Origin of the sequence: Priestia sp. JSM ZJ58 (assembly GCF_044383985.1) — a bacterium.
Taxonomy (GTDB): domain Bacteria; phylum Bacillota; class Bacilli; order Bacillales; family Bacillaceae_H; genus Priestia; species Priestia zanthoxyli.
This window is the reverse complement of record NZ_JBISEM010000001.1, coordinates 3,092,679-3,117,866: the sequence shown is the minus strand read 5'-3', so window position 1 is coordinate 3,117,866 and position 25,188 is coordinate 3,092,679. Positions and strand designations below refer to the sequence as shown.

Annotated in this window: 28 protein-coding genes and 1 pseudogene; 22 read left to right on the top strand and 7 right to left on the bottom strand. The window is 34.8% G+C overall.

The window, feature by feature from the left end:
• Nucleotides 1-119 precede the first annotated feature (119 nt).
• The 10 genes from ACH6EI_RS16375 to ACH6EI_RS16330 all read left to right on the top strand — a co-directional run bounded on the left by ACH6EI_RS16375 (nt 120) and on the right by ACH6EI_RS16330 (nt 8,711).
• The gene (locus tag ACH6EI_RS16375; protein ID WP_048018605.1) at nt 120-971 is read left to right on the top strand and encodes a transketolase; all 852 of its coding nucleotides are present in this window, start codon (nt 120-122) and stop codon (nt 969-971) included.
• Nucleotides 971-1,918: a transketolase family protein gene (locus ACH6EI_RS16370; RefSeq protein ID WP_099330800.1), complete on the top strand. Its 948-nt coding sequence runs from the start codon at nt 971-973 to the stop codon at nt 1,916-1,918. The genes ACH6EI_RS16375 and ACH6EI_RS16370 overlap by 1 nt, the downstream gene beginning before the upstream one ends.
• 49 nt (nt 1,919-1,967) lie before the next feature.
• Nucleotides 1,968-2,726 carry an SDR family NAD(P)-dependent oxidoreductase gene (locus ACH6EI_RS16365; protein ID WP_034265135.1) on the top strand — a complete coding sequence of 253 codons (759 nt, stop codon included), beginning with the start codon at nt 1,968-1,970 and terminating at the stop codon, nt 2,724-2,726.
• A gap of 208 nt (nt 2,727-2,934) precedes the next feature.
• Nucleotides 2,935-3,645, top strand: coding sequence for a FadR/GntR family transcriptional regulator (locus tag ACH6EI_RS16360; protein ID WP_034265132.1), 711 nt, complete (start codon nt 2,935-2,937; stop codon nt 3,643-3,645).
• Between the two features lie 685 nt (nt 3,646-4,330).
• Nucleotides 4,331-5,662, top strand: coding sequence for an MFS transporter (locus ACH6EI_RS16355; protein ID WP_063246957.1), 1,332 nt, complete (start codon nt 4,331-4,333; stop codon nt 5,660-5,662).
• 105 nt (nt 5,663-5,767) lie between these two features.
• Nucleotides 5,768-6,724: a 6-phosphofructokinase gene (pfkA, locus tag ACH6EI_RS16350; RefSeq protein ID WP_397377636.1), complete on the top strand. Its 957-nt coding sequence runs from the start codon at nt 5,768-5,770 to the stop codon at nt 6,722-6,724.
• Nucleotides 6,725-6,838: 114 nt separating this feature from the next.
• Nucleotides 6,839-6,973 carry a GapA-binding peptide SR1P gene (locus tag ACH6EI_RS16345; RefSeq protein WP_107917869.1) on the top strand — a complete coding sequence of 45 codons (135 nt, stop codon included), beginning with the start codon at nt 6,839-6,841 and terminating at the stop codon, nt 6,971-6,973.
• A 73-nt stretch (nt 6,974-7,046) separates the two neighbouring features.
• Entirely contained in the window at nt 7,047-7,511 is a 465-nt protein-coding gene (gene rpiB / locus ACH6EI_RS16340; protein WP_099330801.1) for a ribose 5-phosphate isomerase B, read from the top strand.
• Between the two features lie 284 nt (nt 7,512-7,795).
• Nucleotides 7,796-8,233 carry an NUDIX hydrolase gene (locus ACH6EI_RS16335; protein ID WP_063246960.1) on the top strand — a complete coding sequence of 146 codons (438 nt, stop codon included), beginning with the start codon at nt 7,796-7,798 and terminating at the stop codon, nt 8,231-8,233.
• A gap of 94 nt (nt 8,234-8,327) precedes the next feature.
• Nucleotides 8,328-8,711: a YkvA family protein gene (locus ACH6EI_RS16330; RefSeq protein WP_028413889.1), complete on the top strand. Its 384-nt coding sequence runs from the start codon at nt 8,328-8,330 to the stop codon at nt 8,709-8,711.
• A gap of 349 nt (nt 8,712-9,060) precedes the next feature.
• Here ACH6EI_RS16330 and ACH6EI_RS16325 read toward each other — a convergent pair whose 3' ends face one another.
• The gene (locus ACH6EI_RS16325; RefSeq protein ID WP_099330803.1) at nt 9,061-9,558 is read right to left on the bottom strand and encodes a DUF2062 domain-containing protein; all 498 of its coding nucleotides are present in this window, start codon (nt 9,556-9,558) and stop codon (nt 9,061-9,063) included.
• A 311-nt stretch (nt 9,559-9,869) separates the two neighbouring features.
• Between ACH6EI_RS16325 and ACH6EI_RS16320 the strand changes: the two genes are divergently transcribed.
• The gene (locus tag ACH6EI_RS16320; RefSeq protein WP_033578555.1) at nt 9,870-10,781 is read left to right on the top strand and encodes a C40 family peptidase; all 912 of its coding nucleotides are present in this window, start codon (nt 9,870-9,872) and stop codon (nt 10,779-10,781) included.
• 126 nt (nt 10,782-10,907) lie between these two features.
• On the opposite strand, the gene ACH6EI_RS16315 is transcribed toward ACH6EI_RS16320, so the two are convergent.
• Nucleotides 10,908-11,129 (bottom strand): FtsW/RodA/SpoVE family cell cycle protein, encoded by a 222-nt coding sequence (locus ACH6EI_RS16315; protein ID WP_335577401.1) that lies wholly within the window; start codon nt 11,127-11,129, stop codon nt 10,908-10,910.
• Nucleotides 11,130-11,289: 160 nt separating this feature from the next.
• On the opposite strand from ACH6EI_RS16315, the gene ACH6EI_RS16310 reads away from it, so the two are divergent.
• A complete protein-coding gene (locus tag ACH6EI_RS16310; protein WP_028413886.1) occupies nt 11,290-11,886 on the top strand; it encodes a YdcF family protein in 597 nt (198 codons plus the stop codon).
• Between the two features lie 110 nt (nt 11,887-11,996).
• On the opposite strand, the gene ACH6EI_RS16305 is transcribed toward ACH6EI_RS16310, so the two are convergent.
• Nucleotides 11,997-12,611: a DUF998 domain-containing protein gene (locus ACH6EI_RS16305; RefSeq protein WP_099330805.1), complete on the bottom strand. Its 615-nt coding sequence runs from the start codon at nt 12,609-12,611 to the stop codon at nt 11,997-11,999.
• 267 nt (nt 12,612-12,878) lie between these two features.
• On the bottom strand, nt 12,879-13,313 hold the full coding sequence (locus ACH6EI_RS16300) for a diguanylate cyclase (RefSeq protein ID WP_099330806.1): 435 nt from the start codon (nt 13,311-13,313) through the stop codon (nt 12,879-12,881).
• 98 nt (nt 13,314-13,411) lie between these two features.
• Here ACH6EI_RS16300 and ACH6EI_RS16295 point away from each other — a divergent pair, with 98 nt between their 5' ends.
• A complete protein-coding gene (locus ACH6EI_RS16295; RefSeq protein WP_099330807.1) occupies nt 13,412-13,915 on the top strand; it encodes a DinB family protein in 504 nt (167 codons plus the stop codon).
• Between the two features lie 97 nt (nt 13,916-14,012).
• On the opposite strand, the gene ACH6EI_RS16290 is transcribed toward ACH6EI_RS16295, so the two are convergent.
• Nucleotides 14,013-14,549, bottom strand: a complete 537-nt coding sequence (locus tag ACH6EI_RS16290) for a GNAT family N-acetyltransferase (RefSeq protein WP_099330808.1) — start codon at nt 14,547-14,549, stop codon at nt 14,013-14,015.
• Between the two features lie 264 nt (nt 14,550-14,813).
• Here ACH6EI_RS16290 and ACH6EI_RS16285 point away from each other — a divergent pair, with 264 nt between their 5' ends.
• From ACH6EI_RS16285 to ACH6EI_RS16255, 7 genes and pseudogenes are all read left to right on the top strand, one after another.
• Complete coding sequence (locus tag ACH6EI_RS16285) at nt 14,814-15,119, top strand: hypothetical protein (protein WP_099330809.1); 306 nt, start codon at nt 14,814-14,816, stop codon at nt 15,117-15,119.
• A 257-nt stretch (nt 15,120-15,376) separates the two neighbouring features.
• Nucleotides 15,377-15,562, top strand: a pseudogene (locus ACH6EI_RS16280) (DUF3923 family protein).
• A 1,152-nt stretch (nt 15,563-16,714) separates the two neighbouring features.
• Nucleotides 16,715-17,896 (top strand): Alp7A family actin-like protein, encoded by a 1,182-nt coding sequence (locus ACH6EI_RS16275; protein WP_014460729.1) that lies wholly within the window; start codon nt 16,715-16,717, stop codon nt 17,894-17,896.
• A 17-nt stretch (nt 17,897-17,913) separates the two neighbouring features.
• Nucleotides 17,914-18,291 carry a hypothetical protein gene (locus ACH6EI_RS16270; RefSeq protein WP_049163902.1) on the top strand — a complete coding sequence of 126 codons (378 nt, stop codon included), beginning with the start codon at nt 17,914-17,916 and terminating at the stop codon, nt 18,289-18,291.
• 747 nt (nt 18,292-19,038) lie between these two features.
• Nucleotides 19,039-19,962 carry a LysR family transcriptional regulator gene (locus tag ACH6EI_RS16265; RefSeq protein ID WP_049163905.1) on the top strand — a complete coding sequence of 308 codons (924 nt, stop codon included), beginning with the start codon at nt 19,039-19,041 and terminating at the stop codon, nt 19,960-19,962.
• A gap of 165 nt (nt 19,963-20,127) precedes the next feature.
• Nucleotides 20,128-20,817 carry an alpha/beta fold hydrolase gene (locus tag ACH6EI_RS16260; RefSeq protein WP_108674561.1) on the top strand — a complete coding sequence of 230 codons (690 nt, stop codon included), beginning with the start codon at nt 20,128-20,130 and terminating at the stop codon, nt 20,815-20,817.
• A gap of 252 nt (nt 20,818-21,069) precedes the next feature.
• Nucleotides 21,070-21,297, top strand: a complete 228-nt coding sequence (locus ACH6EI_RS16255; protein ID WP_049163909.1) for a hypothetical protein — start codon at nt 21,070-21,072, stop codon at nt 21,295-21,297.
• A gap of 214 nt (nt 21,298-21,511) precedes the next feature.
• Here ACH6EI_RS16255 and ACH6EI_RS16250 read toward each other — a convergent pair whose 3' ends face one another.
• Nucleotides 21,512-22,099, bottom strand: a complete 588-nt coding sequence (locus ACH6EI_RS16250; RefSeq protein WP_108674562.1) for a DUF4825 domain-containing protein — start codon at nt 22,097-22,099, stop codon at nt 21,512-21,514.
• Between the two features lie 232 nt (nt 22,100-22,331).
• Nucleotides 22,332-23,171: an alpha/beta fold macrolide esterase gene (gene mle / locus ACH6EI_RS16245; RefSeq protein ID WP_108674563.1), complete on the bottom strand. Its 840-nt coding sequence runs from the start codon at nt 23,169-23,171 to the stop codon at nt 22,332-22,334.
• A gap of 188 nt (nt 23,172-23,359) precedes the next feature.
• On the opposite strand from mle, the gene ACH6EI_RS16240 reads away from it, so the two are divergent.
• Nucleotides 23,360-24,100 (top strand): class I SAM-dependent methyltransferase, encoded by a 741-nt coding sequence (locus tag ACH6EI_RS16240; RefSeq protein ID WP_033578568.1) that lies wholly within the window; start codon nt 23,360-23,362, stop codon nt 24,098-24,100.
• A gap of 138 nt (nt 24,101-24,238) precedes the next feature.
• Complete coding sequence (locus tag ACH6EI_RS16235) at nt 24,239-25,015, top strand: SDR family oxidoreductase (protein WP_033578569.1); 777 nt, start codon at nt 24,239-24,241, stop codon at nt 25,013-25,015.
• The last annotated feature ends 173 nt before the right edge of the window (nt 25,016-25,188 follow it).

The following is a 25,188-nucleotide window of genomic DNA, read 5'->3' as shown; positions in this document are numbered from 1 at the left end:
TTGACGAACTCGCATTTCAGATGTACACTTAAGTCACAAAGCTACTTAGTATACAAGTTACCTAAGTGTACTAAATTATATGTTAATGGATATATCGTTTAGAAAACAGCAAGTCATAAATTAATGAGGTGACTAAAATGAAAGAAATTAGTATTGAAGAATTAAAAGGAAAAGCCATTCAATTAAGAAAAACAGCTCTTACAATGATTTATGGAGCACAATCTGGCCATCCAGGAGGTTCACTTTCTGCAGCTGATATTATGGTAGCGCTTTATTTCAAAGAAATGAATGTTGATCCGCACAATCCTAACTGGGAAGATCGTGATAGATTTGTTCTTTCTAAAGGTCACGTTTGTCCCATTCAATATTCCGCTTTAGCTTTACGAGGATTCGTTCCCTATGAAACGATATACACGCTAAGAGAATACGGTTCTCCGTTTCAAGGGCATCCAGATATGAAAAAGTGTAAAGGTATTGATATTTCAACAGGCTCACTAGGACAAGGACTTTCGTGTGGCGTAGGCATGGCAATTGCAGGGAAACGAGATTTTAAAGACTACCGAGTTTTTTCTTTAGTAGGAGACGGAGAATGTCAAGAAGGACAAATTTGGGAAGCTGCTCAAACAGCAGTTAAGTACCAATTAGATAATTTAATTGTATTTGTAGATAATAACAGACTTCAAATTGATGGATTTTGTGATGAAATTATGCCATTACAAGATTTAGAGAAAAAATTTGATGCGTTTGGTTTTGAAACAAAGCGAATTAATGGACACTCCATGGAAGAGATTGTAGAAACATTGGATGAAGTAAGAGTAGCGAAGAATGGAAGACCAAAATGTATCATCTGTGACACGGTAAAAGGTAAAGGAGTTTCGTTCATGGAGGATGTAGCTGATTGGCACGGAGTTGCTCCTAATGAAGAACAATATCATCAAGCAATGGAAGAAGTAGCAGGAGGTTTAAGATAATGAGCATACTAGAAAAAGATCTTACAATAAAAAAAGCTACGAGAGAAGCCTTTGGAGATGAAATCGTAAAATTAGGGAAAGAAAATAAAAATATTTATGTCATTGATGTCGATATTGCAAAGTCGTGTAAAACAGTAAACTTTATCAAACAATTACCCGACCAGCATATTAATGTCGGTATTGCAGAGCAAAATGCAGCTGGGTTAGCAGCTGGACTTGCTACGACTGGTAAAATTCCTTTTGTAAGCACTTACGCGGTCTTTGGTTCGTTAAGAATGCTTGAACAAATTAGACAAGAAGTCTGCTACCCTAACTTAAATGTAAAGATTGCTTGTTCACACGGTGGTCTAACGCCAGCTAACGATGGCGGAAGTCATCAGGCTATAGAAGATATGGGTGTATTAAGATCGGTTCCAAATATGACCGTCATTATGGGAGCTGACTATTATTCTACTAGAAAGCTAGTAGAACAAGCTGCGAAAATATACGGACCTGTATATCTTCGTTTTACTCGCGATACGGTTCCCATGATTTACGATGAAAATGAAGAGTTTACAATTGGAAAAGCCAAGAAAATTAAAGAGGGAAGCGATATCGCTATTATTGCCAACGGCGATACAGTACGACTCGCTTTAGAGGCAACGAAAGAATTAGAGAAACAAGGCATATCTGTGAAATTACTAGACATGCATACGATTAAGCCTTTAGATCGAGAAGCAGTGGTTGACTGCTTAAATATTGGAAAAATCATTACGGTTGAAGATCACAATATTTTAAATGGCCTTGGCAGTGCCGTATGTGAAGTAGTTGCGGAAGAAGGAAAAGGTACAGTTCGAAGAATTGGTGTACAGGATCAATTTGGGCAATCTGCGCCTTATGAAAAACTATTAGAGTTAAATGGAATTACTGTAGAAAATATTATCAAAACAGCTAAAGAACTGATTTAAGACTAACTAAATTAAATAGAAGAAGCTAACAAGATGGGGGAAATATAATATGTTTGATTTAAAAGAGAGAGTAGCAATTATTACTGGTAGCGGTTCCAAAAAAGGAATTGGACGTACAATCGCCCTGACACTTGCAGAGCAAGGAGCGGCTGTTGTTATAGCAGATATCAATTTTGATGGTGTACAAGATACAGTCAACGAAATAAAAGAAGCCGGTGGCAAAGCCTTGGGAATAGAGCTAAATGTAACAAGTAAGGATTCTTGCGATGCGATGGTTAAACAAACACTTGAAGAATTCGGCAGAATTGATATTTTAATTAATAATGCAGGGATTTCTCAAAAGGTTACCGTTCAAGATATGACGCTTGAAGACATTACAAAAGTGTTTAACGTCAATATGTTTGGGTTGTTTCTATGTACGCAAGCAGTATTAGAAACAATGAAAGATCAAAAGTATGGTCGAATTATAAGCCTGTCTTCTGTTTCGGCTAAAAGAGGTGGAGGAGTGTTTGGGGGACCTCACTATTCGGCATCTAAGGCAGCAGTATTAGGTTTTTCAAAAAACTTAGCGCGCGAGGTAGCTTTAGATGGCATTACGGTTAACTGTGTAGCTCCCGGACTCGTTAATACAGAAATTTGGAAGTCTCTCCCTGAAGAAGATGCAAAGTCTGTGATTGATAGTATTCCTATGGGTAGACCAGGTGAAGTGAAAGAAATCGCGGCTACAATTGCCTTTTTAGCTTCAGAAGAAGCTTCGTATATTACAGGAGAAGAAATTGATATAAACGGTGGCTCACATATGGATTAATATTCAAGTTCGTTATACAGGCATGCCATTATGGTATGCCTGTATAGCTGTTTATTGATAAAATCATTAGCAAAATGAAAAACTCACTACATAAATAAGGATTTTTTTGTTAGAAGATGCTAGGCTTGTTGCCCCTAAAAATAGAACAGTATATAATAATTATGTCTACTTAATTATGAATAAAATGAGTTAATAATTATAGAGAGAAGTGATTTCCATTAGTTTTAATCCAGTTTCCAATAATAAATTATATATTCAAATTTATAATCAAATTCTTTCTGAAATTCAATCTGGCGCGTTCCAAGTGGGAGATAAACTCCCTGCTGAAAGGGAGCTGTGTGAACAATTCGGTGTAAGTCGAGTGCCTGTTAGACAAGCCCTTAGCGCACTAGAATTGAACGGTTTTATTTATTCTCGTCAAGGAGAAGGTGTATACGTTAAAGAATTTCAAACAGAAGCTGAAAATTCTCAATCCACATTTTTGATGGAATCTGCCTCCCCTGAAGACATTGTTGAAGCAAGAATGAACATAGAACCTCTTATTGTACGCTTTGCAGCTTTGAGAGCTACAGAAGAAGACATTAAGGAACTGCGTGCAACAATTAATAAGATGGAGGAAGAAACGAACGCAGGCGTGTATGTACCAGAAACGGATGAAGCCCTACATAACGGCATAGCCAAGGCCTCGCATAATGATTTATTTATTAGCATTATGGCAGCTATCAGCAATGCAATGAAGCAGCAGGAAATGTGGAAGTTTATAAGAGATCGAACAGTAACGAAACCTGACTATAGAGAAGTTAATTTTAATGAGCATAAATTACTTATTAATGCAATTGAACAGCATAATGAAGAAGAAGCTGTGAGAATTATGAATTTTCACATGCGAAATTTATATGATCGTTATTGGAAAGCCTAATTCCAACTGACTTTCTATCAAAAGCATATTAAATATGAAGTTAAAAGGCAGCTAAAGTGCAGCTGCCTTTTTTGTGTTAAAAAAACCGCATAAAGCAAGCACTTTTCTATAATGTCAAAATACGCATTCTTCTTCTCTTCTAATAAAATTCAGAAAATGTTTAATTTAATAATTATATTGACAATTGTTAGGTATGTAAGTACACTGTTTATATAAGGTAACTTAGTATACAAGTAGCTAAATTAATAAAACGGAGGTAATGTGAATCTTAAAATTCATTATTTTTAAGCTTGATATTTTTTGAAGAGATTAGCAGAGGGGCTCAAAAATGTAAGCGTTTTTTATCGTTACTGTGCATTACAAATATTTTGGATTATTAGTATAGAAAGTAGATTTATAATGCTTTTATATCGCTAGTAAGGTTTTGTTGTACGATATTTTCTAATAGTTCTTACTTTTTTAAATGATAAATAATACAGGGGATACTTCGCTTTTTCATTTTTTACATCCCCATATAAAAGGGATTACAGAAGTAGGAGCTAGATTTACTTAGACTTAGAAATAGATTAATCATCTTTTATATCAACCACTAATTCTTTCTGTCAATTAGCCTAGGGTAAATACTCGGGTCAAAGACCAAAGAACACGAAGAGGAGAAAGATGATAACCCAGGGGAGGAATTATTTTGGATTCAATTAACTTAGAACGTTCAACTACCAAAAAAGTAACGTTGAGGCTCATTCCATTTCTATTTTTATGTTTTACCATATCTATACTTGACCGAGTAAATATTGGGTTTGCTGCATTACAAATGAATGAAGATTTAGGTTTTTCTAATGCTGTTTTTGGATTAGGAGCAGGAATTTTCTTTCTTGGCTATTTCCTTTTAGAGGTACCTGGCAGTGCTATGATGACAAAGGTCGGGGCTAGAAGATGGATTAGTAGAATCATGATTACATGGGCAGTTATTGCTATTTTAATGGCTTTTATCCAAACACCATGGCAGTTTTATACAGCAAGATTTCTTTTAGGAGTTGCTGAAGCTAGCTTTTATCCTTGTATGGTCTTTTATCTAAGTGGTTTTTATCAAACAAAACATCATGCAAAAGCAATTGCCGGATTTATGATTGCGATCCCTGGTGCTAATGCAATAGGATCTCCTCTCTCTACTTACTTATTAGGCATTGACTGGTTAAACATGGCTGGATGGCAATGGCTTTTCGTTTTGGAAGCGATTCCAGCTTTGATCTTAGGTGTGATATGTTTCTTCTATCTTGACGATAAGCTTGAGGATGTCAAATGGCTGACGAACGAGGAGAAGAAATGGTTAATCGACGTTACAACAAAAGAGAAGTTAGAAAAACAGGAAGCCAAACACTATACATTTGCTCAGGCCTTAAAAGATCGTGACGTCTTAACCTTATCCCTAGGATACTTTTTCTGGATGGTTGGCTACTATGGCATCGTCATGTTTTTACCGACAATTTCAGAAGGTTTATCTAAAACGACTTCTCTTAGTACACATGCGATGGGCTGGATTTTAGGGTTAATGTATGTTTGTGCAATGGTAACCATGATGTTGGTTAGTAACCACTCTGACAAAAAAAATGAAAGACGTTTTCACGTCGTTGCTTGTTTAGTAACAAGTGGCGTGGCATTAATTATCAGTAGCTACGTTGCAAATACGAACATTGTTTTATCGTTTGTATTCTTGACGATCAGTCTTTGCGGAGCGTTCGGAGCATATTCTCCGTTTTGGGCAATTCCACCATCTTTCTTAACAGAAGCTGCTGCTGCAGGTGCTATTGCTCTTATCAATAGTATTGGTAATCTAGGCGGTTTCTTCGGACCGTATATTGTGGGATACATTAAAGATCTAACAGGATCTTTTAATGCTAGTATGACATTTTTAGGTATTAGCATGTTTGTAGCGTCCTTTATCGTAGCCTTTTTACTAAAACAGTCAGGAAGAGCTATTAAAAAAAACACAGTCGATCGATTAGAAAAAACTAGTTGATTCTTGTTTGAAAGAAATGTGTAGTACTAGAAGTGGCCGGCAATTAGTTTCTAAGACTGTCGGTCAACTTTCTTACATGGATAAGAATAACAGGGGTGTATGACAATGATGAAGCTAGGAGTTTTAACAAGTGGCGGAGACGCTCCAGGAATGAATGCTGCTATTCGAGCAGTAGTAAAAACAGCTTTTTATCACAACATGGAGGTAATGGGAATCGAGGGTGGTTACCAAGGTTTAATAGAAGGTAAACTTTATAGATTAACCTCTACGGATGTAGACTATATTGCGGATAAAGGAGGGACATTTTTAAAAACCTCCCAGTGCCCAGAATTTATGAAAGAGTCGGGGAGAATAAAAGCTTTAAGTATATTAAAAGATTATGGAATTAATCATTTAGTAGTAATCGGCGGTGAAGGCTCTTTTAAAGGAACACAAAAATTACATCAGTTAGGTGTAAATGTCATTGGTATACCGGCAACGATTGATAATGATTTATCTTACACAGATTATTCACTTGGATTTGATACTACATTAAATACGATATTAGAATGTCTTGGTAAAATTAAGGATACAGATTTATCTCATGAAAAGACTACGATTGTAGAAGTTATGGGAAGATATTGCGGAGATTTAGCCCTGTACTCTGCTTTAGCGGGAGCTGGAGAAATTATCTCGACACCGGAAAGAAAATTAAGTTTTGAAGAGATATGTTCCAAGCTGAACAAGAAAATCAAAAGTGGCAAAAAAGATAACCTAGTTCTAATTACTGAAAACATATACGATATTCAAGACCTGAAAAAATATGTTGAGGATCAATTAGATATCAGCGTAAGGACGAGTATATTAGGTTTCATCCAAAGAGGAGGGCAGCCATCCGCATTTGATCGTATCTTAGCAAGTAAAATGGGGATTACAGCAGTAGAACTATTACTTAAAGGGTATTCTGGTAGGGCCGTAGGAATTAAAGAAAATGACTTAATCAATGTAGATATTGAAAAAGTTCATTCGAAGTTATCTAGTAATGATGATAAATACAGCTTACTGGATACCATTCTAGCTTAAGCACATCTTTTCTATCATACAATGGTTTATCAAACTAAAGATAAAACGAATTTGTCTTTAAAGAAATGTATTTGAATACAAACGAATTTTTCTAATAAAAAGGAGGAAATAGCTATGAATAAGCAGGTTAATGTAAAACAGGGAACTATCGTTTGTCAAGTATGTGGGAAAGTTATTGAGAATGTAGACAACTCTGAAGGGGTTAAAACATGGTACGGGAAGTGTTCTGAGGATTGTTCTAGGAAATAACGTATCAGGAAAAGAGACTCAAAAATCATTAGAATTTTAATTAAGACTATAGATGAATGAGGAGAGTAATCTTATGAAAGTTATAATTGCTTCAGATCATGGCGGAATAAACATTCGTAAAGAGATTATCAATCTGCTAGATGAAATGTCCATAATATATGAAGATTTAGGCTGCGAATGCAGCAGTTCAGTCGATTATCCGGACTATGCGATTCCAGTTGCCAAAAGAATAGCGAATGGAGAAGCCGATTTTGGAATTTTAATCTGCGGTACAGGGATTGGGATGAGTATTGCCGCTAACAAAGTAAAAGGAATTCGTTGCGCACTCGTTCATGACGTTTTTTCAGCTAAGATGACACGTGAACACAACGATACGAACATTTTAGCCATGGGGGAACGAGTAATTGGGCCAGGTTTAGCCCGCGAAATCGCGAAGACGTGGTTATCAACTCAATTTGTTGGGGGGCGTCATGAAAATCGCATCTGTAAAATTACAGAATACGAAAATGTATCAGAACCTTCTCTTGAAAGAAAATAAAGACAGAAAAGGCAAGAATCAATCTGATTCTTGCCTTTTCCTATTACTTCACTTACTGATATGATGATTACAAATCTTATCAGAATAGCAAAACTAACTATTCCAATTCCCATACCAGTTAACCTTCCGTAAAAGCAGCTTATTATGACAACACTGAGACTAATTCTTTTGCAATTAAAATGGATGTAATAAAATATGCCTGATTTATTCTTGAGAGCTAAAGAAGTTTGTTTGCTGATGAAGAAATTTGCACGGTTAGTATCTATATATAGGAGGAAGCAAGCATGCAGGGTAAAACGATGATAACAAAAGTTATGGCTTACATAACTAGATTCAATGATCCCTATACAGAGTTACTAGTTTGCGAACATAGAGATTATCCAGAAGCAGGAGTTCAAGTTCCAGCAGGTACTGTAGAAGAGGGAGAAACAATTGAAGAAGCTTTATATAGGGAGGTCAAAGAAGAATCTGGATTAGTGGAGTTTTTATCGGTGAACAAAATAAAAACATACGTCTATCATCATGAAAGTAAAAGTCAGTATCATGAACGACATGTTTTTCATTTAGAAGTTCAAGAAGAAACGGCAGAACGGTGGGAATATAAGGTGAATTCTGAAGGGGAAGATGCAGGATTAATCTTTTTCTATTATTGGGTTCCTGTTGGAGCTGTTCCTAAACTAGCTGCAAATCAAGATGACTGCATTAATCAGTTATTCGTATAGTTTTGAATTTACTCATAAAAGAAACATGCATTTAAACAAAAAATAAAACCGATTTTCATATTATATTAAACCGTCCATAAGGAGAATAGGAAACATGCTTAACCAATTAAAGTTGTGGGCTAAAAAGTTAAAAAAGCAGCTATTTATCTTATACTTAGCTTATAAAGATAACCGAGTATCTTGGTATACCAAAGTATTTACTGCTTGTGTGGTTGCATATGCCTTCAGTCCAATCGATTTAATTCCTGATTTTATACCGGTTTTAGGCTATATTGACGATATAATCATTGTTCCTTTAGGAATTATGCTTGCTTTAAAGATGATACCTAAAAATGTAATAGAGGACTGCACAATAAAAGCAGAAGAGCTCATTCAAAATGAAAAACCTAAAAATTGGGTTGTGGGTTCAATTATTATCATAGTATGGCTACTTATTTTTACGTGGAGCTGTTTTACTGTTTTTAAGTTTTTAAACTGAATGTACTCTTACAAAGAAAAAAATATATTAGGTTTACTATCGATCGTTATGATAAAAAATGGTAAATGATATATACAATTGAAAGGAGTACATTAGAACACATGCAGCAAATTGATATTCAAGAAAAAAAATAGACAGAGCTCTCTTTCAATGTATTTCCTCCATATTTATCTTAAAACAGAAACAAAGATTGTACCTTAGCCCATAATTGATAACCATAGGTATCAATTATGGGCTAATTTACCTCTATGCCTTTTGAAAAAATGTTCAGGTTAATGGTTTTTTTATATAAATTATATTGATTTACAATTAGAAATAAAGGTTGAAATCAAGCTAATAATCCATTTGTTTAGTACGGTTTTTTTACTATCCACTTTTTAGAGATGTAGTGTAAGAGAAAGCCTCTGTACTGATTTATAATATAGTAGCTAGCAATATAGAGTATACTTCCAAATAAGAAGCTGTTAAGAATCATGCCTGTTAAAAAATTCTTTCCTACTTTTGCTCCTAGTTCTAGTCGATTATCTAAATCTTCATCTGTATTCTGAAGTAAAGTTTGATCAAGATCGATTGGGAATATATATCCTCCAACTACTGTATTCAAGTAAAACATCAACGGAAAGGCCCACATAAAAAACATTCCACCAATGAGTCCTGCTATGCTGTTTCCTTTACATAATTTAGCTAAACCTACGGATAGTATAATGCCAAATCCAAAGGTAGGAACAAAGTTCACAACAGAACCTAGACTAAAACCTAGCGCAACTTTATGTGAATGATCTTTTAATCGTAATAGTTTAATAAGTAAGTATTTAAACCGGCGCTTCAAACCCGCTATTTTGCTCACATTATTCCCCCTATCCTTTACCATGCAGCCTCTATTTTTCTTTTTTATGTTCACAATTATAAAAAGGTGCTTTATTGTATGAAAGATTTAGCGGTATATACGTAAAACAGTAAGGTCAAAGAATAGTAACTTTAACCATTATAAGTATATTTATACTTTATATGACAAAACAAATAATTACCTCCTAATAAATCAAGTGATTTTTATAATTGTCACAAAAAATTCATAAATGGGTTGTTTCTTTTCTATTTCTCCCTGCTAAAATTTTATAGTCAAGAACAAGAAAAATATAACATCGGGAGATATACTTAGTGAAAAAGATAATTTCTTCATTAGCTTTATGCTCATCATTGATTGTTTTACCAACAATAAGCCATGCAGCTTTAGGGGACAAGCTATTAAAAGAAGGTATGACAGATCCAGACGTAAAAGAATTACAGGATGTTTTAAGACAGAAGGGCATATTTTCAGCTACTTCGACTGGCTATTTTGGTTCAATTACAAAAGATTCAGTTCTAAGCTTTCAGCGTTCTCATAGTTTAACCGCTGATGGAATGGTGGGACCTAATACATATCAAGCGTTAATAGCTAATTCAACAAGTGCGGTTACAAGCAGTACACTTCTGAAATATGGAATGACTAGTAATGAAGTTGAAAAAGTACAGCAGCTGTTAAAGGAAAAAGGTTACTTTAACGCCACACCAACAGGCTATTTTGGCACAATTACTCAAACTGCCGTTATGAATTTCCAACGGGATCATGGCTTAGCTGTGGATGGAATAGTAGGTCCAGCTACTTTAAATGCCTTAAATAACGCATCTACTAGCGCCACTGGTTCTTCAACTGTTAATAGTTCAACGCAAGCGACAGCTAGTGATATTGTGGCTTATTCTAAAAAATTCATAGGGGTGCCATATGTTTGGGGCGGAACTTCTCCAAATGGTTTCGATTGCAGTGGTTTCATTTATTATGTATTTAAAAATGGAGGTGGAGTAACTGTACCGCGAACAGTAGCCACCTTGTATCAGTCAGGAAAAAGTACATCTACTCCGAATATTGGAGATATCGTATTCTTCGATACTACTGGAGGTCCTTCACACGCTGGAATTTATATTGGAAACGGGCAGTTTATTCATGCTGGAAGTTCAACTGGTGTAACTATTGCATCGTTAAGCAATTCTTACTGGGCACCTCGTTATTTAGGAAGTAAATCTATCCTCTAATAGATTACTAGTAAAAAACACAGCAATTCTAAGCAGCTGCTTGATTATTATTTATGTAAATAAAGTAAAAAGTCCTGATATATAGTCAGGACTTTTTATTATAGCCACCAGTTAGCCATTCAAACGTTAAACATTCCTTATATAAGCTTGTTCCATTGAGTGGCTTTGATAGGTTTGAGTGTATGTGGTAAACATCGAAACATTGGTAAGTATTCCTGCAGCAAGCATTAACAATGTCAGCGAAGAACCTCCAAAGCTTATAAAAGTTAGGGGGACACCGGTAATAGGAAGAAGGCCCGTGACAGCTCCAAGGTTTACAAATACTTGAACAGCTATCATAACGAAAATATTTAGAAAGAATGTTTGTTAAAGTTTTACCTTCTAACTTTTATATAAAAGCTGTGATTACTTGCAGCGCGCAAAATTTTTTTGAAGATTACCTTTTTATTTTTATGAATATTGAGCTTTATGATACGATATGAAGTGAACTTTTTAAATGAGGGTCTATATGCAAAAAATTAAAGGTAAAAGAGTAAAGATCAGTATATTCATGCTGGGATTAGGGATGATTTTTTTCCTGTTTGCCGGGAAAGAGCTTGTAGTGAACGAAAAGCCTGTAAAATCTGACGTGATTATTGTGTTAAGTGGTGATAATGATCGACTGGAGAAAGGAATTGAATTATATAAAAAAGGATATGCGTCTCATTTGATCCTTTCGAATGGTCAAGAGAATAATTTTTATCATCAAGCCAAAGACTCTGGAATACCTGAGGATTCAATTATATTAGAAAATCACGCTACAAGTACTACGGAAAATGCTAAATTTACAAAAAAGCTAATGATGAACTATCACTTTCAATCTGCTATCGTTGTTTCTTCAAACTATCATATGAAAAGGGTAGAAAAAAACTTTAATAAAGAATTTGAGGATACCCAAATACAATTAACCTATTGTTCTAGTGGAAGTCGTTATTATAATCCACAGAGATGGTGGGAAACTGCTTTAAATAGAAAAGTTACTTACACAGAATACGTCAAACTTATTGGCAATTATTTTGGTTTTAGCGGAAAGAAATCTAAAGAATTATTAAGAGAATTTATTTAACAAAATAGCAAAAAGTCCATAGGGAATGCCTCTATGGACTTTTTGCTATTTGAAATTCCGGCTAGTTTAACATAGTCTTGTAAGCTCATATGAAACGGAATGATAATGGATTATTTGTTTAACATAAAGGAAAGCACGGTGCCCCATATAAAGATTACTAAATAGAATAACCTTTGCAGCAGACCGGTAGGCATAGGAACAAAAAATACAAGCAAAATGAGTATAAGGATGACTAGTAAGGACACTAAGCACCCATAAGTCCAATACTTGCCGCGTGTTAAAGATGATGCATATATCCAAAGACCAGCTAAAACAGTAACCATACCAAGCTGAGCGAATATTGAATGCCAAAATAAATTAATATCAGCCGGTATAAAGCCTGAAACAATATTACCTAAAGCTAATATAAGAATAAAAGCTGTTGCTAGTTGGCTTTTTCTCGTTTTCTTTAGGTTTTGTGAAATGTACAAAATACCAATTGAAAGTGTTAATCCGTTTATAATAAACAATACGTTCATCCAGAAATGGTGAGGAGAGCAAATTTCATGAGGTGCAATTGAATAGGTGTAGTTTCCACAAGAAGTTACACCAAGATCACTCATTGCGTGATGTAAAAAACTGTAGGGAGCAGTTGAAGTCAAAATAAAGAAAGGTTCAACTAAAAAATACAAGCAAGTAGCAAACCAGCTTAAAATGCCAATCCTTTTCGATATATACAGAATCATCACCTCTTAAAAAGCGTTATACCCGCATTATACATCCAAATAATGTTAAATGAAATGGTCTTGAAGTCTATTTTTATGTAGGGCTTGAGGTTGATGTGAGTAAGGAGGGCAAAGTGTTTAAACTTGGAGGGCTTAGGAAAAGGCCTCTTTACCAATGTTTTGTAGCGGTAAAGAGGTCCAAAAGCTGCTTAATTAGAAATGAATAACTGCTGATTATGCGGTCTTTTTATAAAATATACGTATAAGGTATCCAAAACGCAGTGACATTCAAGATGTTTTTTCTAGAATTTTATAATCTGCTGTTTTTTGAATATCTACATCATATTCATGTGCAAATGTTTCTAATTCCTTAAAAACATTTGGTGGATTAAATAATGCTATTCTCATATTCCACCCGTTTTCTACTTTTACTACTGCTAATTTTGATTTCCAACTTAACCGTTTAAATACAATTCTTTTAATGTCCCTGGGTTTAACGGTTTTTGCATATACTTTAAACCATAATATATATATTCTATAGGTTAAAGTATCTCTGTCTATCTGAAATTCATATCGGAGAAAAAGGGAAAGAAACAAGCAAAGGATAGCCAAAAGGTTTAAAAAGGCAAGTTCTTTATGTTGAACTGCTTGAATGAGTAATAAAGTATTTAAAAGTAATAAAGGATAAACAACAGTTTTTTGAGCGGTAGCTTTAAATAACATAAAGTCTCCTTCCTTTAGTAAATAAGCCAACTTATTTTTCTTCTATGATATTATTTAGTTATTGATTTAGATTAGATTTATATTGGGAGGTCTTTTATATGTATAATACCATTTCAGATTTTATCAAAGAATGGAACAACGAAGCCATGCTGACTCAAAAAGTTTTAGATAGCTTGACAGATGATTCGTTGAAACAACAAGTGTATCCTGAAGGGCGTACGTTAGGGAGAATTGCTTGGCATTTTACAACAAATATTCCAGATTACCTAACTGAATTCGGATTAAGTATAGACAGAATTGAAAGTACAGCAAGCGTTCCATCTTCAGCACAGGAAATCGCTATAACCTTTAAAAATGTAAGTTCTCATGCTGCTAAAATTATCGAACAGCAATGGACAGATGAATCTTTAGAACATACGCAAGAAGCGTTTGGAAGAACCCAATCAAATGCCACAATCTTAATGGGACTAATCAAACATATTGTTCATCACCGAGGTCAAATTACCATTCTTATGCGTCAAGCAGGCCTAAAACCTGCTGGAGTTTATGGGCCTCCAAAAGAAGATTGGATTCATTTAGGTGTGGAAAATCCACCGCTTTAATAATATCAGGTAAATAAAAAAGAGGCTGCCCATAGAAAATACTATAAAATTATTTTCCAGGCAGCCTTTACGTAAAACCTAATTAATCATTTAGTGCTTACTCTGAAAAAGATTTTGAGTAATGTACAACACCTTGCACATTTTTTAGAGATCCTTCTGTTAACTCTATGGCCATAAAAAATTCTTCAGGCACGTCAAATGGAGCATATATATTCCATGAGCTAGCTGGTTTAAATCCAAACTTAGGATAGTAATCTTTGTGCCCTAAAACAATTACTGAATGATAACCAAGCTCTTTTGCGCGTTTTAACGCAGCGTGTATTAGTTGGCTCCCAGCTCCTTGTTTTTGATACTGAGGTGCAACTGAAACTGGAGCAAGTGCTAAAGAAACGGTAGCGTTATCACCATCTATAATTGTTATTTTAGATAGAAGAATATGGCCTATAATATCTACTGCATTCGGATTTAATGCGACTAGTGAAAGTTCAGGAATAAATTCATCTGACTTCCTAATTCGTTTCACAAGTAAATGTTCTTTCTTATCGCTGTATTCTTCATTTAAAAAGGCGCTTTTCACAACTTTTTCAGTTTCATTATATTCTTCAGTGAGTTCTTGTTTAATTAAGATATCCATTTAGAGTCTCCTATCAACTTGCTAAATTACCGCTTTTTATACTCCATAAATGGGGCTTCCTTTATGCACACATTCATTAAGGAAGCTTACTCACCCAGCTCTAAGCATAAGTTTAACAAACAAAAACCTCCCAAATTAGTATGTATATATTTTACAGTGTTGTATTTTGTGAGTCCACCTTTAATACATAATATTTGTTTATTGATTATGGTAAAATGTACTATATATGTTAAATTAAAGTATGTAAAGAAGGTGTAATGTCTGGTGTTGAAATTATTATTTATAAGTCTAGTAAGCTGTTTAATCATTTATATTGGGAAACGTGTATGGAAAAAAGGTAGTACTAATTTTATTGCTGGATATGGAAAGATATTTACACCTAAGGATGAAAAGCAGCTCGCTAAAGGAATTGGACTTATTATTATGTTGTTTGGCTTTGAAACTATAATATTTCCCATTCTTTCTTTATTTTTTGAAGGGCTTGGCTTTTATTATGGATTGCTGGTTGTATTAAACTTCTTCGCTATATTTGGACTTATGATAAAGGATCAGGTGCAAAGAGAAGCCTAAAGGGGGAGAAAACAATCAATAAAAATATTCGGCTTATGATTGGTTTAATCGGCACTATTATCCTGTGTTTTTATAGAATAAGAGATTTATTCATGCATGAAACAATACCGTTTTCTTCTTATCTCTTTGCGGTAGGTGGAGCTATTTCTACCATTGCTCTTATCTGGGAATTGAAAAAGAAAGATGCAGCTTAAATTGAAAGGAGTGATGATGTGAAAAGACGATGGATTTCCTGGTGGATAGCTAATATGATGTGAATCATACTTTTCATTGTAGGCACAGCTGTTGTCTGGACAAGAGAAGTTGATGGAGCGGGTGTTACTTAAACACCTCAGCTAAAATTGTTGGCATTTATTGTTTTATTGATTGCATTTATTTTCCCTTTGATTATTCAAGTTATATGGCTAATTTTCAATTTTAAAGCTAACAAGCGTGTACTGTAGAAAATAGAAATGATGTTATGAAATAGAGGGAGTGATATGTATGTACAGCAAAAAGTGCTCTAAATGTAATTCAACTTTAACCAAAGCTCGTATTCAATCATCACTTGGAAGTTTAGGTGTAAATAAAACGCCAAGCAGCGTATTAACTAATAATCATAATTATAGTGAGTTAATACCTTATGTTTGTTCCAGCTGCGGTTATGTAGATTTTTATGTTGAGGATCATGAGAAATTTGTTTAATAGACCTTTTAAGATTTTTTATTTTCGAATACATTGTGATAAGTCACTGAACTTGGTATATCCTCTAATGTCAATTTTAATTAAAGGGTAAGGAAAATAAATGATTTCTGGAGGCCACTTAGTTTTCTGTCAGTAGTTTATTTAATCGTTCTAACTGCATGTAATCAAGAAAGTTTAGGGACGAATACAGAGAGTTCTTCTGCTATCATTGTTGTAGTTGAAAACAAGGAATATAACGGAACAGAAGATAAATTAGATCAAACACAAGAAATAGGAGACCAAATAGGAACAATAGAAAAGAAAACTAAAGCAACTAAAATGCCCGCGGGTAATAATCAATCAAACTATTTTACAGTTGGTTCAGAAATCTATTCAGTAAAAGGAACAGAGAATTATATTATAGTTAAAGATAAAGATCATAAAAGTTAGTTAATGAAAAAGGTAGTTCAAAAAAGGTGAGTGTTATCTAATATTGTCAAACAAGATTTTAAGTCTCTTAACGAATATAAATATTATCTTGATACATTCCGCTTTTCCATCAGGAGTATTTGTCTTACCCTTCAATCAACTGCTAGAAAGACCTAAACAAATGAAGTCTGCGTTTACCTTAATAAAAAAACAAACTACTAATCGAAAATCTTGATCAATAGTTCGTTTTTTACTTCATCTAAAATACTTTTGTCTCAACCTCTTTTTTCACCAGAATCTCTACTTCCGACTTTCTTATTCCGGAAAAAGAACTTTCCTGACACTGTTTTTCTGACCTTGAAATAAGTTCAACTAGATAAAAAAATTGTTGATATGTGTAAGTTTTTGATGATAAATCAGTTGAACTGAAGGATTGAAAATCCAGCTTTTATTTTGTATAATAAGTTCAACAGAAGTTCAACTAAAAAAAGAGGTGTATAGAGATGAAAATTTCACGTTTTAATAAAGACTGTGGGAACTCAGTCGATATGAATATCATAGATGGATATCTATTTGATTTCCAAACCAACGTAGTAGAACTCCAAAAAGAAGCTGCTGATTCATTCTTCACAGATGCTGTTACAGCACCAGAGGAATTTAAAAAGCGTATCTTATTATCTACAACTATTGGAGAGGAAGAAAAAGAACGTTATTTCTTAGTGGGTGACATTGCCGCCAGCCAACAATTAGCAAACAATCATATCAATCGTTTACATAATAAAATTACAAGTCATATTCCATACGTAACATTTTTAGCTGCCGTTGCATACTACCACGCGTTACACACAAAAGATCAAAAGGACAACAACATCCAAATTGACTATTTCTCTACAATGTTACCAATTTGGTTACTAAAAAAAGAAAGTACGTTTGGTGAAGCGCAAAAGGCTATGGCAAATCGCTTTGTAGGTGATCACACTTTTTATATCCATACCCCAGGATTTGAAAAAGAATTAAAAGTATCTGTGGAAGAAAGTGTTTGTTTAAAGGAAGGTGAAATCGCACGTTTTGCGTTAAAGAAAGACCTAACGCTTCAAGACCGTGAAGATGCTAATGAATATGTGGAATGTGAAACCGTAATGATCGATATCGGTGGAGGATCCATTGATGTTGTAATCTTACCTGAAGGGTTGAAGGCTGCGAACAGTCGTGAATCGTTCCAAAGTATCGAGGGTATTCCCTACTTAGCACATATCGATAAGTTACGAAAAGAGAAATTCCCAGAGTTGTTTACCGATTTACGCGCTTTTGATCAATTTATTTTAGATAACTACAGCAAACAAAAGTTTGAACTAAAAAATGAAAACACAGGTGAATCCATTGATTTAACAGCTCAAATTAAATCTTCTCTAAGAGATTATGTAGAGATCTTACTAGCTAAGTTAAATGATGTCGCCCCACCACCAGCAAATAAAATCCGAAAATATGTATATAGTGGCGGTGTCGCTCCTACACTAGAAGTAGCGATTATGAATAGCATGCGTGAAAAAATTGGCGAAGAACGCACAGAGAAATATCATAAAGTGCCTGAGGATAGCCGTCACTTAAATTTATTCGGCTTAGAAATCCGAAGCATGGGGTACCTTCAAAAGAAACAAGCCGAGAAGAAAGCCGTTAAATCCTAACAGCGTAGGTGATAACCATGTCAGAGCGTCAAAATGCCTTTACGATTAAAACTAATCAGTTGAGTGATGAAGTCTATGATATACTTGCAAAATATGCAAAGTCTCGAAAATTAGGGGACTATATTTCATCTCTAATTGTTCGTGACCTTCATAGTTCATCTTCCAATCAAATAGAAGCAGGACACAGAACAGAAGAACTTCTTGAACACATCAATTCCGAACTACAGGAATTAAAGAAATTAGCTCAGTCCAACGGGTTTGTGAGTAAGCAAGAGGAGAAAGAAGAGAAGCCTTCAGAAAGCCACCCAACCTTCAAAGAAGGTAAGGTTGCAGATCTAGAGCAATTATCCGGGTCATTAGATGATGATGATTTAGAGGAATATAACGATTTTTAATTAAAAAAGCTAATGGTATGTGAGACGAGACTGTCCCACATACCATTAGCTTTTTTGTTTTCAATATGTCTATTCGTTTTTGATACATTATCATATGTACAAAAAACGTGTTAAGCCTAAAAAAAATGGAAGGAAACAGTTTATTTATGGATAATAATAATTAGTATGAGTACTTTTATTTATTCTAAATTTGCTTTGTCTCAAGAACATTAATAATTAAGTTTAGGTATTCTAAATACCATATCGAAGCTCAATCACACCATGAAGTGTTAGATAAAAGGTACGCTTATCGTCTCCCAAGATGACAAGGACATTGCGGAGTTTAGGTTGGATTCAAACGAATAAACATGACTATAAATTTATTAGATTAATAGCTTGCTAACTCTGAAGGTATTCAGAATTAGCGGGCTATTGTTTTTACATTGAAACGCTTGTACGTGAATTTAATTTATATAGCTTTTTTAAGCAACATATAATTGATTGGCTCTAATTATTTAGTCACGATAAGCGCTCGAATAATTTCATTCCAGTAGTATTTGAAATCTTTTTTACTCGTATCTTTTTGTGTTAAACTCATCGATTCCTTTGTATTTTCTTTTTTTATGGTCATTATGATTTCCCCTTATCTCTTTATATTTAGTATGTTGTGGTTTGATTTACCATATTTTATAATGAAATTAACGATCGTTACAGATGAACATTCCGATTGAATCAATCGGAATACCCGATTATATAGAGGTGAGGAAAATCGAAATAAAACAACTGATTACATTTAAAACAGCTGCAGAAAATTTAAATTTCACCTATACGGCTAAAATTTTAAACTTTGCTCAATCAAGCGTTACCGCTCAAATAAAAGCTCTTGAAAATGAACTTGAAACGCCTTTATTTGAACGTCTCGGAAAGCGCTTGGTTTTAACAGAGGCAGGCAGAGAATTTAAAAGGTACGCCGATAAAATGATTCAACTGACTAATGAAGCAAAAAATGCTGTAAGTGGAGTGGAGGAACCTGCCGGTACACTTATTATTGGGTCTTCTGAAAGTCAGTGCACGTATAGATTGCCTCCAATATTAAAAGAGTTTAAGGATCAATTTCCAAAGGTTAAAATGATTTTTAAGCCCATTTACTCTCAAGCACAAACAAGAGCGCAGCTGCTAGACGGAACTCTTGATATCGCCTTTACAATGGAGCCTATTCAGCATCATGATGCAAATCTACATACGCAATGTCTTGTTGCAGAAAACTTAAAAATTATTGCTTCCCCTCAGCATCCTTTAGCTGATAAAGCGGAAATCTACTTAGAAGATCTTGAGAATGAGACTCTTTTGTATACCGAATCAGGATGTTCATATCGTGTAGTATTGGAAAACTTGTTTCGTGAGGCGGGTATTTGTACATCAACTAAATTTGAATTTGTAAGCGTAGAAGCTATTAAGCAATGCGTTATGCTAGATTTAGGTATTGCCATATTGCCCGAAGTAGTAGTAAGAGGAGAGCTAGAGAACGGCATATTAAAAGAATTGGCTTGTACTAAAGTTGATACGCCTCTTTATACACAAATGTTTTGGCATAAAGATAAATTTATGTCTCTTCCTTTACAATCTTTTATTCAATTGGCTTGTAGTACTTTTGGGTTAAAGTATAAGGGGATTGAAAGTAAGAATCTCTAGGTACATTATGCTGACTAAAGAATTACAAAGGATACATAAAATAATCTAATATCTTTCCTAATAAGATAAGAGGTGAAGGAAATCTTCATTTCTTTACTAATATATAGATGAACCTTAATAAACTAGATTTTAATTGGTGAAATCTGAGTTAGGAGTTGATCTGATTTGAAAATGGGAGTAAATCAAATTGAACTAAATGGTTTAACATTTCAATATCGAGAGTCGGGCGAAGCTTCGGCACCCGCTATTATTGCACTTCACGCTTTGGGAATGAGTGCAGAGTCGTGGGATGAAGTAGCAGCTGTATTAGGGAAGGAATATCGATTTTTAGCTTTAGATCAGCGAGGACACGGTGGAAGTGAAAGAACCGGCACCTATACGTTTGAACTTATGTGTGATGACTTACTTCAGTTCGTAAATGCCATGAGTTTGGAGCGCTTTACGTTGATTGGGCATTCTATGGGCGGTACGGTGTCCTATCTTTTTTCTGAAACATTTCCAGAAAGGGTAGATCAATTGATTGTTGAAGACACTCCTCCACCTTTTACAGGAGAAAAGTTCGAAATCCCAGCCAAACCGCCTGGTTCTTTACCGTTTGACTGGGAGGTTGTACCTTCAATCCTTCAACAGTTAAACAACCCCAATCCTAAATGGTGGGGAAGTCTTACAGAGATAATTGCACCTACTCTCATCATAGGAGGAGGATCTAGCCATATCCCTCAAGATAAATTGCAGGAAGTTTCTAAGCGCATTCCAAATTGTAAATTAGTAACGATAAAAGGGGCTGGACACGAGGTGCACGCAGGAAACTTATCCGCTTTTTTAACTGCTGTGAAAAGCTTCCTTGCTTCGTGACTTTCTGGAGCTTTTATTTAATTTGAAAGACTGTTTAACTAAATATAATTTTTAAAAGTTATTAAACTTTTATAGAAAGGGAGACTATACGTTAGTCTCCCTTTTAACTTGTGTATATGTTAATATATAGATTATATGTAATAAAATTCATAATTAAATAATTTTTGTGGAAGATAAATAAATGCTCATCTAATGAGTTATAGAGAGTGCTATAACTCATTAGATGAGCATTTTTGAAAGGAGGAGAGTTTCTTGTTGAAATTTATAGAAAAAGGTTTTTTCTACGGCCTTATTTTAGGAGGATCATTAGGTTTCTTTGTGATTCCATATAAAGAAGTTGAATCAGTCGGTGATGGTGTAACAGAAACAACCTATTTAAACCTTATTGATTTTATTATTCATCTCATTCGTTTTAGTGTAGTTATGGCTGTACTGGGAGCGGTAATAAGTTTCTTTCTTTATAGAAAAAAGAGTTTGTAGTGATTCACCCAAGCTGGAGGGCAAGGCGAAGACTCCTGCGGGAAAAGCGGAGCAGGTGAGACCCCGCAGGAGCGCAAGCGACGAGGAGGCTCAGCGGCCGCCCGCGGAAAGCGAAGCCTTGCACGGAAATCAACTGCGGTGTCACAAGCGATGCACCTCATGTATACTAGTTGTTCATCTTTAGATTGGATTCATTTCGTTATGTCTCAACCTTTTATTCTTTTACTATAGGAACATTCTTAAAAAAATGTTCTCGAATAGCTGCCGATTTAACTGTTTTATTTATCTTTTCTTTATTATCATCTATAAATTGCTGTGCTTTTTCTTTATCAAATAATTTATTACTATCCGGTAAAGTTTTAATGTTGCCAGAAATAAACTGTTCCATTTCTTCTCTAGATACTGAGAATTTTTGATTGTCTACTTTAAAACTGTAACCTTGAGCATTAGGCACTAATATTGCTAAATAAATAGCATTGTAAAGAAAGTTTTTCTCCAATGTATTCTTACCGTCAAACCAATATTTTAACGTTTCATCTTCTGAAAGAGAGCCCGCTTTAGTACCATACGTTATTTTTAGCGTTTTATTATGTAAATCAATTTCTTTAAATGTTTCTCCTCCAGGCAAGTCCCTTACGATAGCTACCACGTTAGAATTATTTCCAACATAAGTTCCGCTACGCTCTTTAAGCTTTTTTACATCAACAGTATTAATGCTTGTAACTTCTTCTTTTTGAGAACAGCCGGTTATGCCTACTAGGAGTAATAAGATTAAACAAAAAAATACCTTAAAATATTTCATAAAAAGCCTCCATTTTCTTACTTTAATACCCTTATGTGGATATTTCATGAATTATTAGTGTATCGTAAATAGGCTGTCTTGAAAAGGTGTAGGTCCTTTTGTACAAAATACCCTTTGCTATAGAAAACGTTTTTGTCAACTGCTAGTAGAAGAAAGGAATTTTGAAATATGAAAAGACCCCAAAGCTTTCTTGAAAAAGCGCTTTGAAGTCTTCATTTCTCTTTTTTTACTTTTAAGAGCTAATCCCTACAATTGCTTCGATAATTTGGTCCCAGTCCTCACTATGAACTTCATGTCCTGTACCCTCAAGAGCTATTAATTTAGCATGAGAAATAGCTTTTGCAAGAGCAAGTCCATGTTCATAAGGAAGTGCCGGATCTTTTGTTCCATGAATAATCAGCGTAGGTGTGCTAATTTCACTCAATCTGTCATAATATTGGCCTCCTCCTTGAAGTAAAGCATGATTAAATCTACTCGGCAACTGTTTGGCGCGGGCAGCTTCTCTTTTTGCTAGCTTATACATCCTTTCCTCTTCATAAGGTTTTGTTCCACTTAACGTTTTCCATCCACCTGCAAGATAGGGAACGGTTTCCTCATGTTTTGACCAGTCTATGGAAGTGCTTTTTGTATGATAATCAAGTATGCGCTGATCCATTGGAGGCAATTTTTCCGCCTCCGTTCCAAAAACGCTTGATGCAATTAAAGTAAGAGAGTCTATGCGTTTTGGATATCTAAGAGCAAGAATCTGACCTATCATCCCGCCCAACGACATTCCAACAATATGAGCTTTTTCTATAGAATAAGCATCTAAAACGCCAATTGCATCATCAGCCATATCCGTTATTGTATAGTTAGAAGTACCCGGCGGATAAGTGGTAGATTGGCCTAAATCACGATGGTCGTAACGAATAACAAATCTCTCCCTTTCAGCGAGGCGAAGACAGAAGTCTTCATCCCACCAATCTAACGAGGACATTGCTCCCATTATTAAAAGTACAGCAGGATTCTCTGGGTTCCCAAAACTTTCTGTGCAAATCTCTACTTTATCTATTTTTAGTATTTGTTCATTCATTTGTGTACCTCCTTTTAAGTGTTAGAAAAATGAAAAGCAGCCCTTTATTCACTTCTCTAAAATGAGAATATTTCCTTTTTGAATTTTATTTAGGTAATCGATTGTTCCGTCTGTTACCTTATTGACTAGAATAGAGCAGGAAAGTTGAATGCACGTATGGAAAACTACTTATGTGAGGTGAAATAAGAATGGATGATTACTATGGAGAGCTTTGCACAAGGTTATACGAAGTTGATAAATCCGTTGCAAAGAGAAAAGAGCTGGAGTTTTATCTTTCCTTTGTAAAAGACCAAAATATGAAAGTATTAGAACCGATGTGCGGGAGCGGTAGAATGCTTATTCCATTTATGCAAAACGGAATTGATATTGAAGGGTTCGATATTTCTAAAGAAATGCTTGAAGCATGTGTAGAAAAGGCTGAAAGAATAAGCATTAAACCAAATGTATGGTACCAAGATATCGAGAATTTTCAAAATAGTAAAAAGTATGATCTTATTATAATACCCTTTGGCTCTTTTTCGCTGTTAGCTGATGATATTGTCACTAAAAGTCTTCAAAATATGAAAGCAGTTTTAAAAGACGGCGGAAAAATACTTTTAACGATTATAAAGAAAAAAAGTGAAATTGAAGAACTAGTAGATTGGACTGAAACAAATAGAGTATCTTTTAATAAAGAAATCATCGTCGTTTACAAAAAAAGCTTCTACGATAGAAAAGCGAGCTCTTTGAATACTAAGATAAAATATGAGCTACTTCAAGGAAATCAGACAAAAAAGGTGGAGATAATGGATTTCCCTCTTCGACTTTATGGCTCAGAAGAATTTGAACGTATCCTTAGCTCTAATGGATTTAACAATCTTACTGTTCATGAAGTAAAAGATGGCTACGGAGAAGGCATGTCATTCTCTGTCTATGAGTGCAGAATATAGACATTGTAATACCATTTAAACTTTGATTACCTTTTTCATTCATTACAACTTGATAGATTAATATACATATACAGGATTGCTGAAATCGTGTGCTATTGGTGAGCATATAAATTCAGCGTTCCCATGAGGAGATGCTTTATGAAGCGATTAATAAATAAAATTGCGATTGTTACTGGTGCTAGTCGGGCAAAAGGTATTGGTACTGAAATATGCAGGGAGTTAGCTAAAGAAGGCGCAGATATTTTTTTCACTCATTGGTCAAATTATGATCGTTTAATGGATTATTGTAATGAGGATGATTTTAATTGGTCGAAGCATCTGATTGAGGAGATACGCAGTCTGGGAGTACGATGTGAATCGATGGAATTGGATTTATCACAGCCCGATGCATCAAGAAAACTGCTTGATACAGTTCAAACCAAACTGGGTTCTCCATCAATCCTTGTAAATAATGCAACACATTCTGTAGACGTAGATTTTCGTTCGATAGATGCTGATGTTCTCGACGCTCATTATAACGTGAATGTTAGAGGAACATGTCTTTTAACTGTTGAGTTTGCACGTCTAATCGAAGGCAAGCATGGCGGTCGAATTATTAATATGGTATCAGGTCAAGATAAGTCACCTGAGCCTGGCAATTTGGCTTATGTTGCCACCAAAGGTGCCGTTTCTACATTTACTAAATCAGTTGCTATTGAATTAGCACCTCTTAAAATTACTGTTAATGCTGTAGATCCTGGACCAACTAATACTGGGTGGATGAGCAGTAAGTTGAAGGAAGATTTACTGCCGAAGTTCCCAATGGGTCGACTTGGTGAGCCCCGGGATGCCGCAAAATTAGTTGTTTTTTTAGCAAGCGAAGAAGCAGAATGGATTACCGGACAAATTATCCACTCAGACGGTGGCTTTTGGTGATTTAACATAGTAGCGGTCTCCCGCTTTTTTAGCGGATTTTTGTATGAAATAAGCAGTCAAAGAGATCTTCGAATGAAGATTCTTTTTTTATAATGTAAAGTAACATTAATGGGCTATGAAGGGAAAAGTACGGGCTGTTCTAAATAGATGGTGAAATAAGGTATATCATTGTG

What these genes read in the sequence shown, in the direction of transcription:
- ACH6EI_RS16370 (WP_099330800.1), top strand. Translation starts at nt 971, where the DNA reads ATGAGCATACTAGAAAAAGATCTTACAATAAAAAAAGCTACGAGAGAA.
- ACH6EI_RS16365 (WP_034265135.1), top strand. Translation starts at nt 1,968, where the DNA reads ATGTTTGATTTAAAAGAGAGAGTAGCAATTATTACTGGTAGCGGTTCC.
- pfkA (WP_397377636.1), top strand. Translation starts at nt 5,768, where the DNA reads ATGATGAAGCTAGGAGTTTTAACAAGTGGCGGAGACGCTCCAGGAATG.
- ACH6EI_RS16345 (WP_107917869.1), top strand. Translation starts at nt 6,839, where the DNA reads ATGAATAAGCAGGTTAATGTAAAACAGGGAACTATCGTTTGTCAAGTA.
- rpiB (WP_099330801.1), top strand. Translation starts at nt 7,047, where the DNA reads ATGAAAGTTATAATTGCTTCAGATCATGGCGGAATAAACATTCGTAAA.
- ACH6EI_RS16335 (WP_063246960.1), top strand. Translation starts at nt 7,796, where the DNA reads ATGCAGGGTAAAACGATGATAACAAAAGTTATGGCTTACATAACTAGA.
- ACH6EI_RS16330 (WP_028413889.1), top strand. Translation starts at nt 8,328, where the DNA reads ATGCTTAACCAATTAAAGTTGTGGGCTAAAAAGTTAAAAAAGCAGCTA.
- ACH6EI_RS16310 (WP_028413886.1), top strand. Translation starts at nt 11,290, where the DNA reads ATGCAAAAAATTAAAGGTAAAAGAGTAAAGATCAGTATATTCATGCTG.
- ACH6EI_RS16305 (WP_099330805.1), bottom strand. Translation starts at nt 12,611, where the DNA reads ATGATTCTGTATATATCGAAAAGGATTGGCATTTTAAGCTGGTTTGCT.
- ACH6EI_RS16300 (WP_099330806.1), bottom strand. Translation starts at nt 13,313, where the DNA reads ATGTTATTTAAAGCTACCGCTCAAAAAACTGTTGTTTATCCTTTATTA.
- ACH6EI_RS16295 (WP_099330807.1), top strand. Translation starts at nt 13,412, where the DNA reads ATGTATAATACCATTTCAGATTTTATCAAAGAATGGAACAACGAAGCC.
- ACH6EI_RS16290 (WP_099330808.1), bottom strand. Translation starts at nt 14,549, where the DNA reads ATGGATATCTTAATTAAACAAGAACTCACTGAAGAATATAATGAAACT.
- ACH6EI_RS16275 (WP_014460729.1), top strand. Translation starts at nt 16,715, where the DNA reads ATGAAAATTTCACGTTTTAATAAAGACTGTGGGAACTCAGTCGATATG.
- ACH6EI_RS16270 (WP_049163902.1), top strand. Translation starts at nt 17,914, where the DNA reads ATGTCAGAGCGTCAAAATGCCTTTACGATTAAAACTAATCAGTTGAGT.
- ACH6EI_RS16250 (WP_108674562.1), bottom strand. Translation starts at nt 22,099, where the DNA reads ATGAAATATTTTAAGGTATTTTTTTGTTTAATCTTATTACTCCTAGTA.
- mle (WP_108674563.1), bottom strand. Translation starts at nt 23,171, where the DNA reads ATGAATGAACAAATACTAAAAATAGATAAAGTAGAGATTTGCACAGAA.
- ACH6EI_RS16240 (WP_033578568.1), top strand. Translation starts at nt 23,360, where the DNA reads ATGGATGATTACTATGGAGAGCTTTGCACAAGGTTATACGAAGTTGAT.
- ACH6EI_RS16235 (WP_033578569.1), top strand. Translation starts at nt 24,239, where the DNA reads ATGAAGCGATTAATAAATAAAATTGCGATTGTTACTGGTGCTAGTCGG.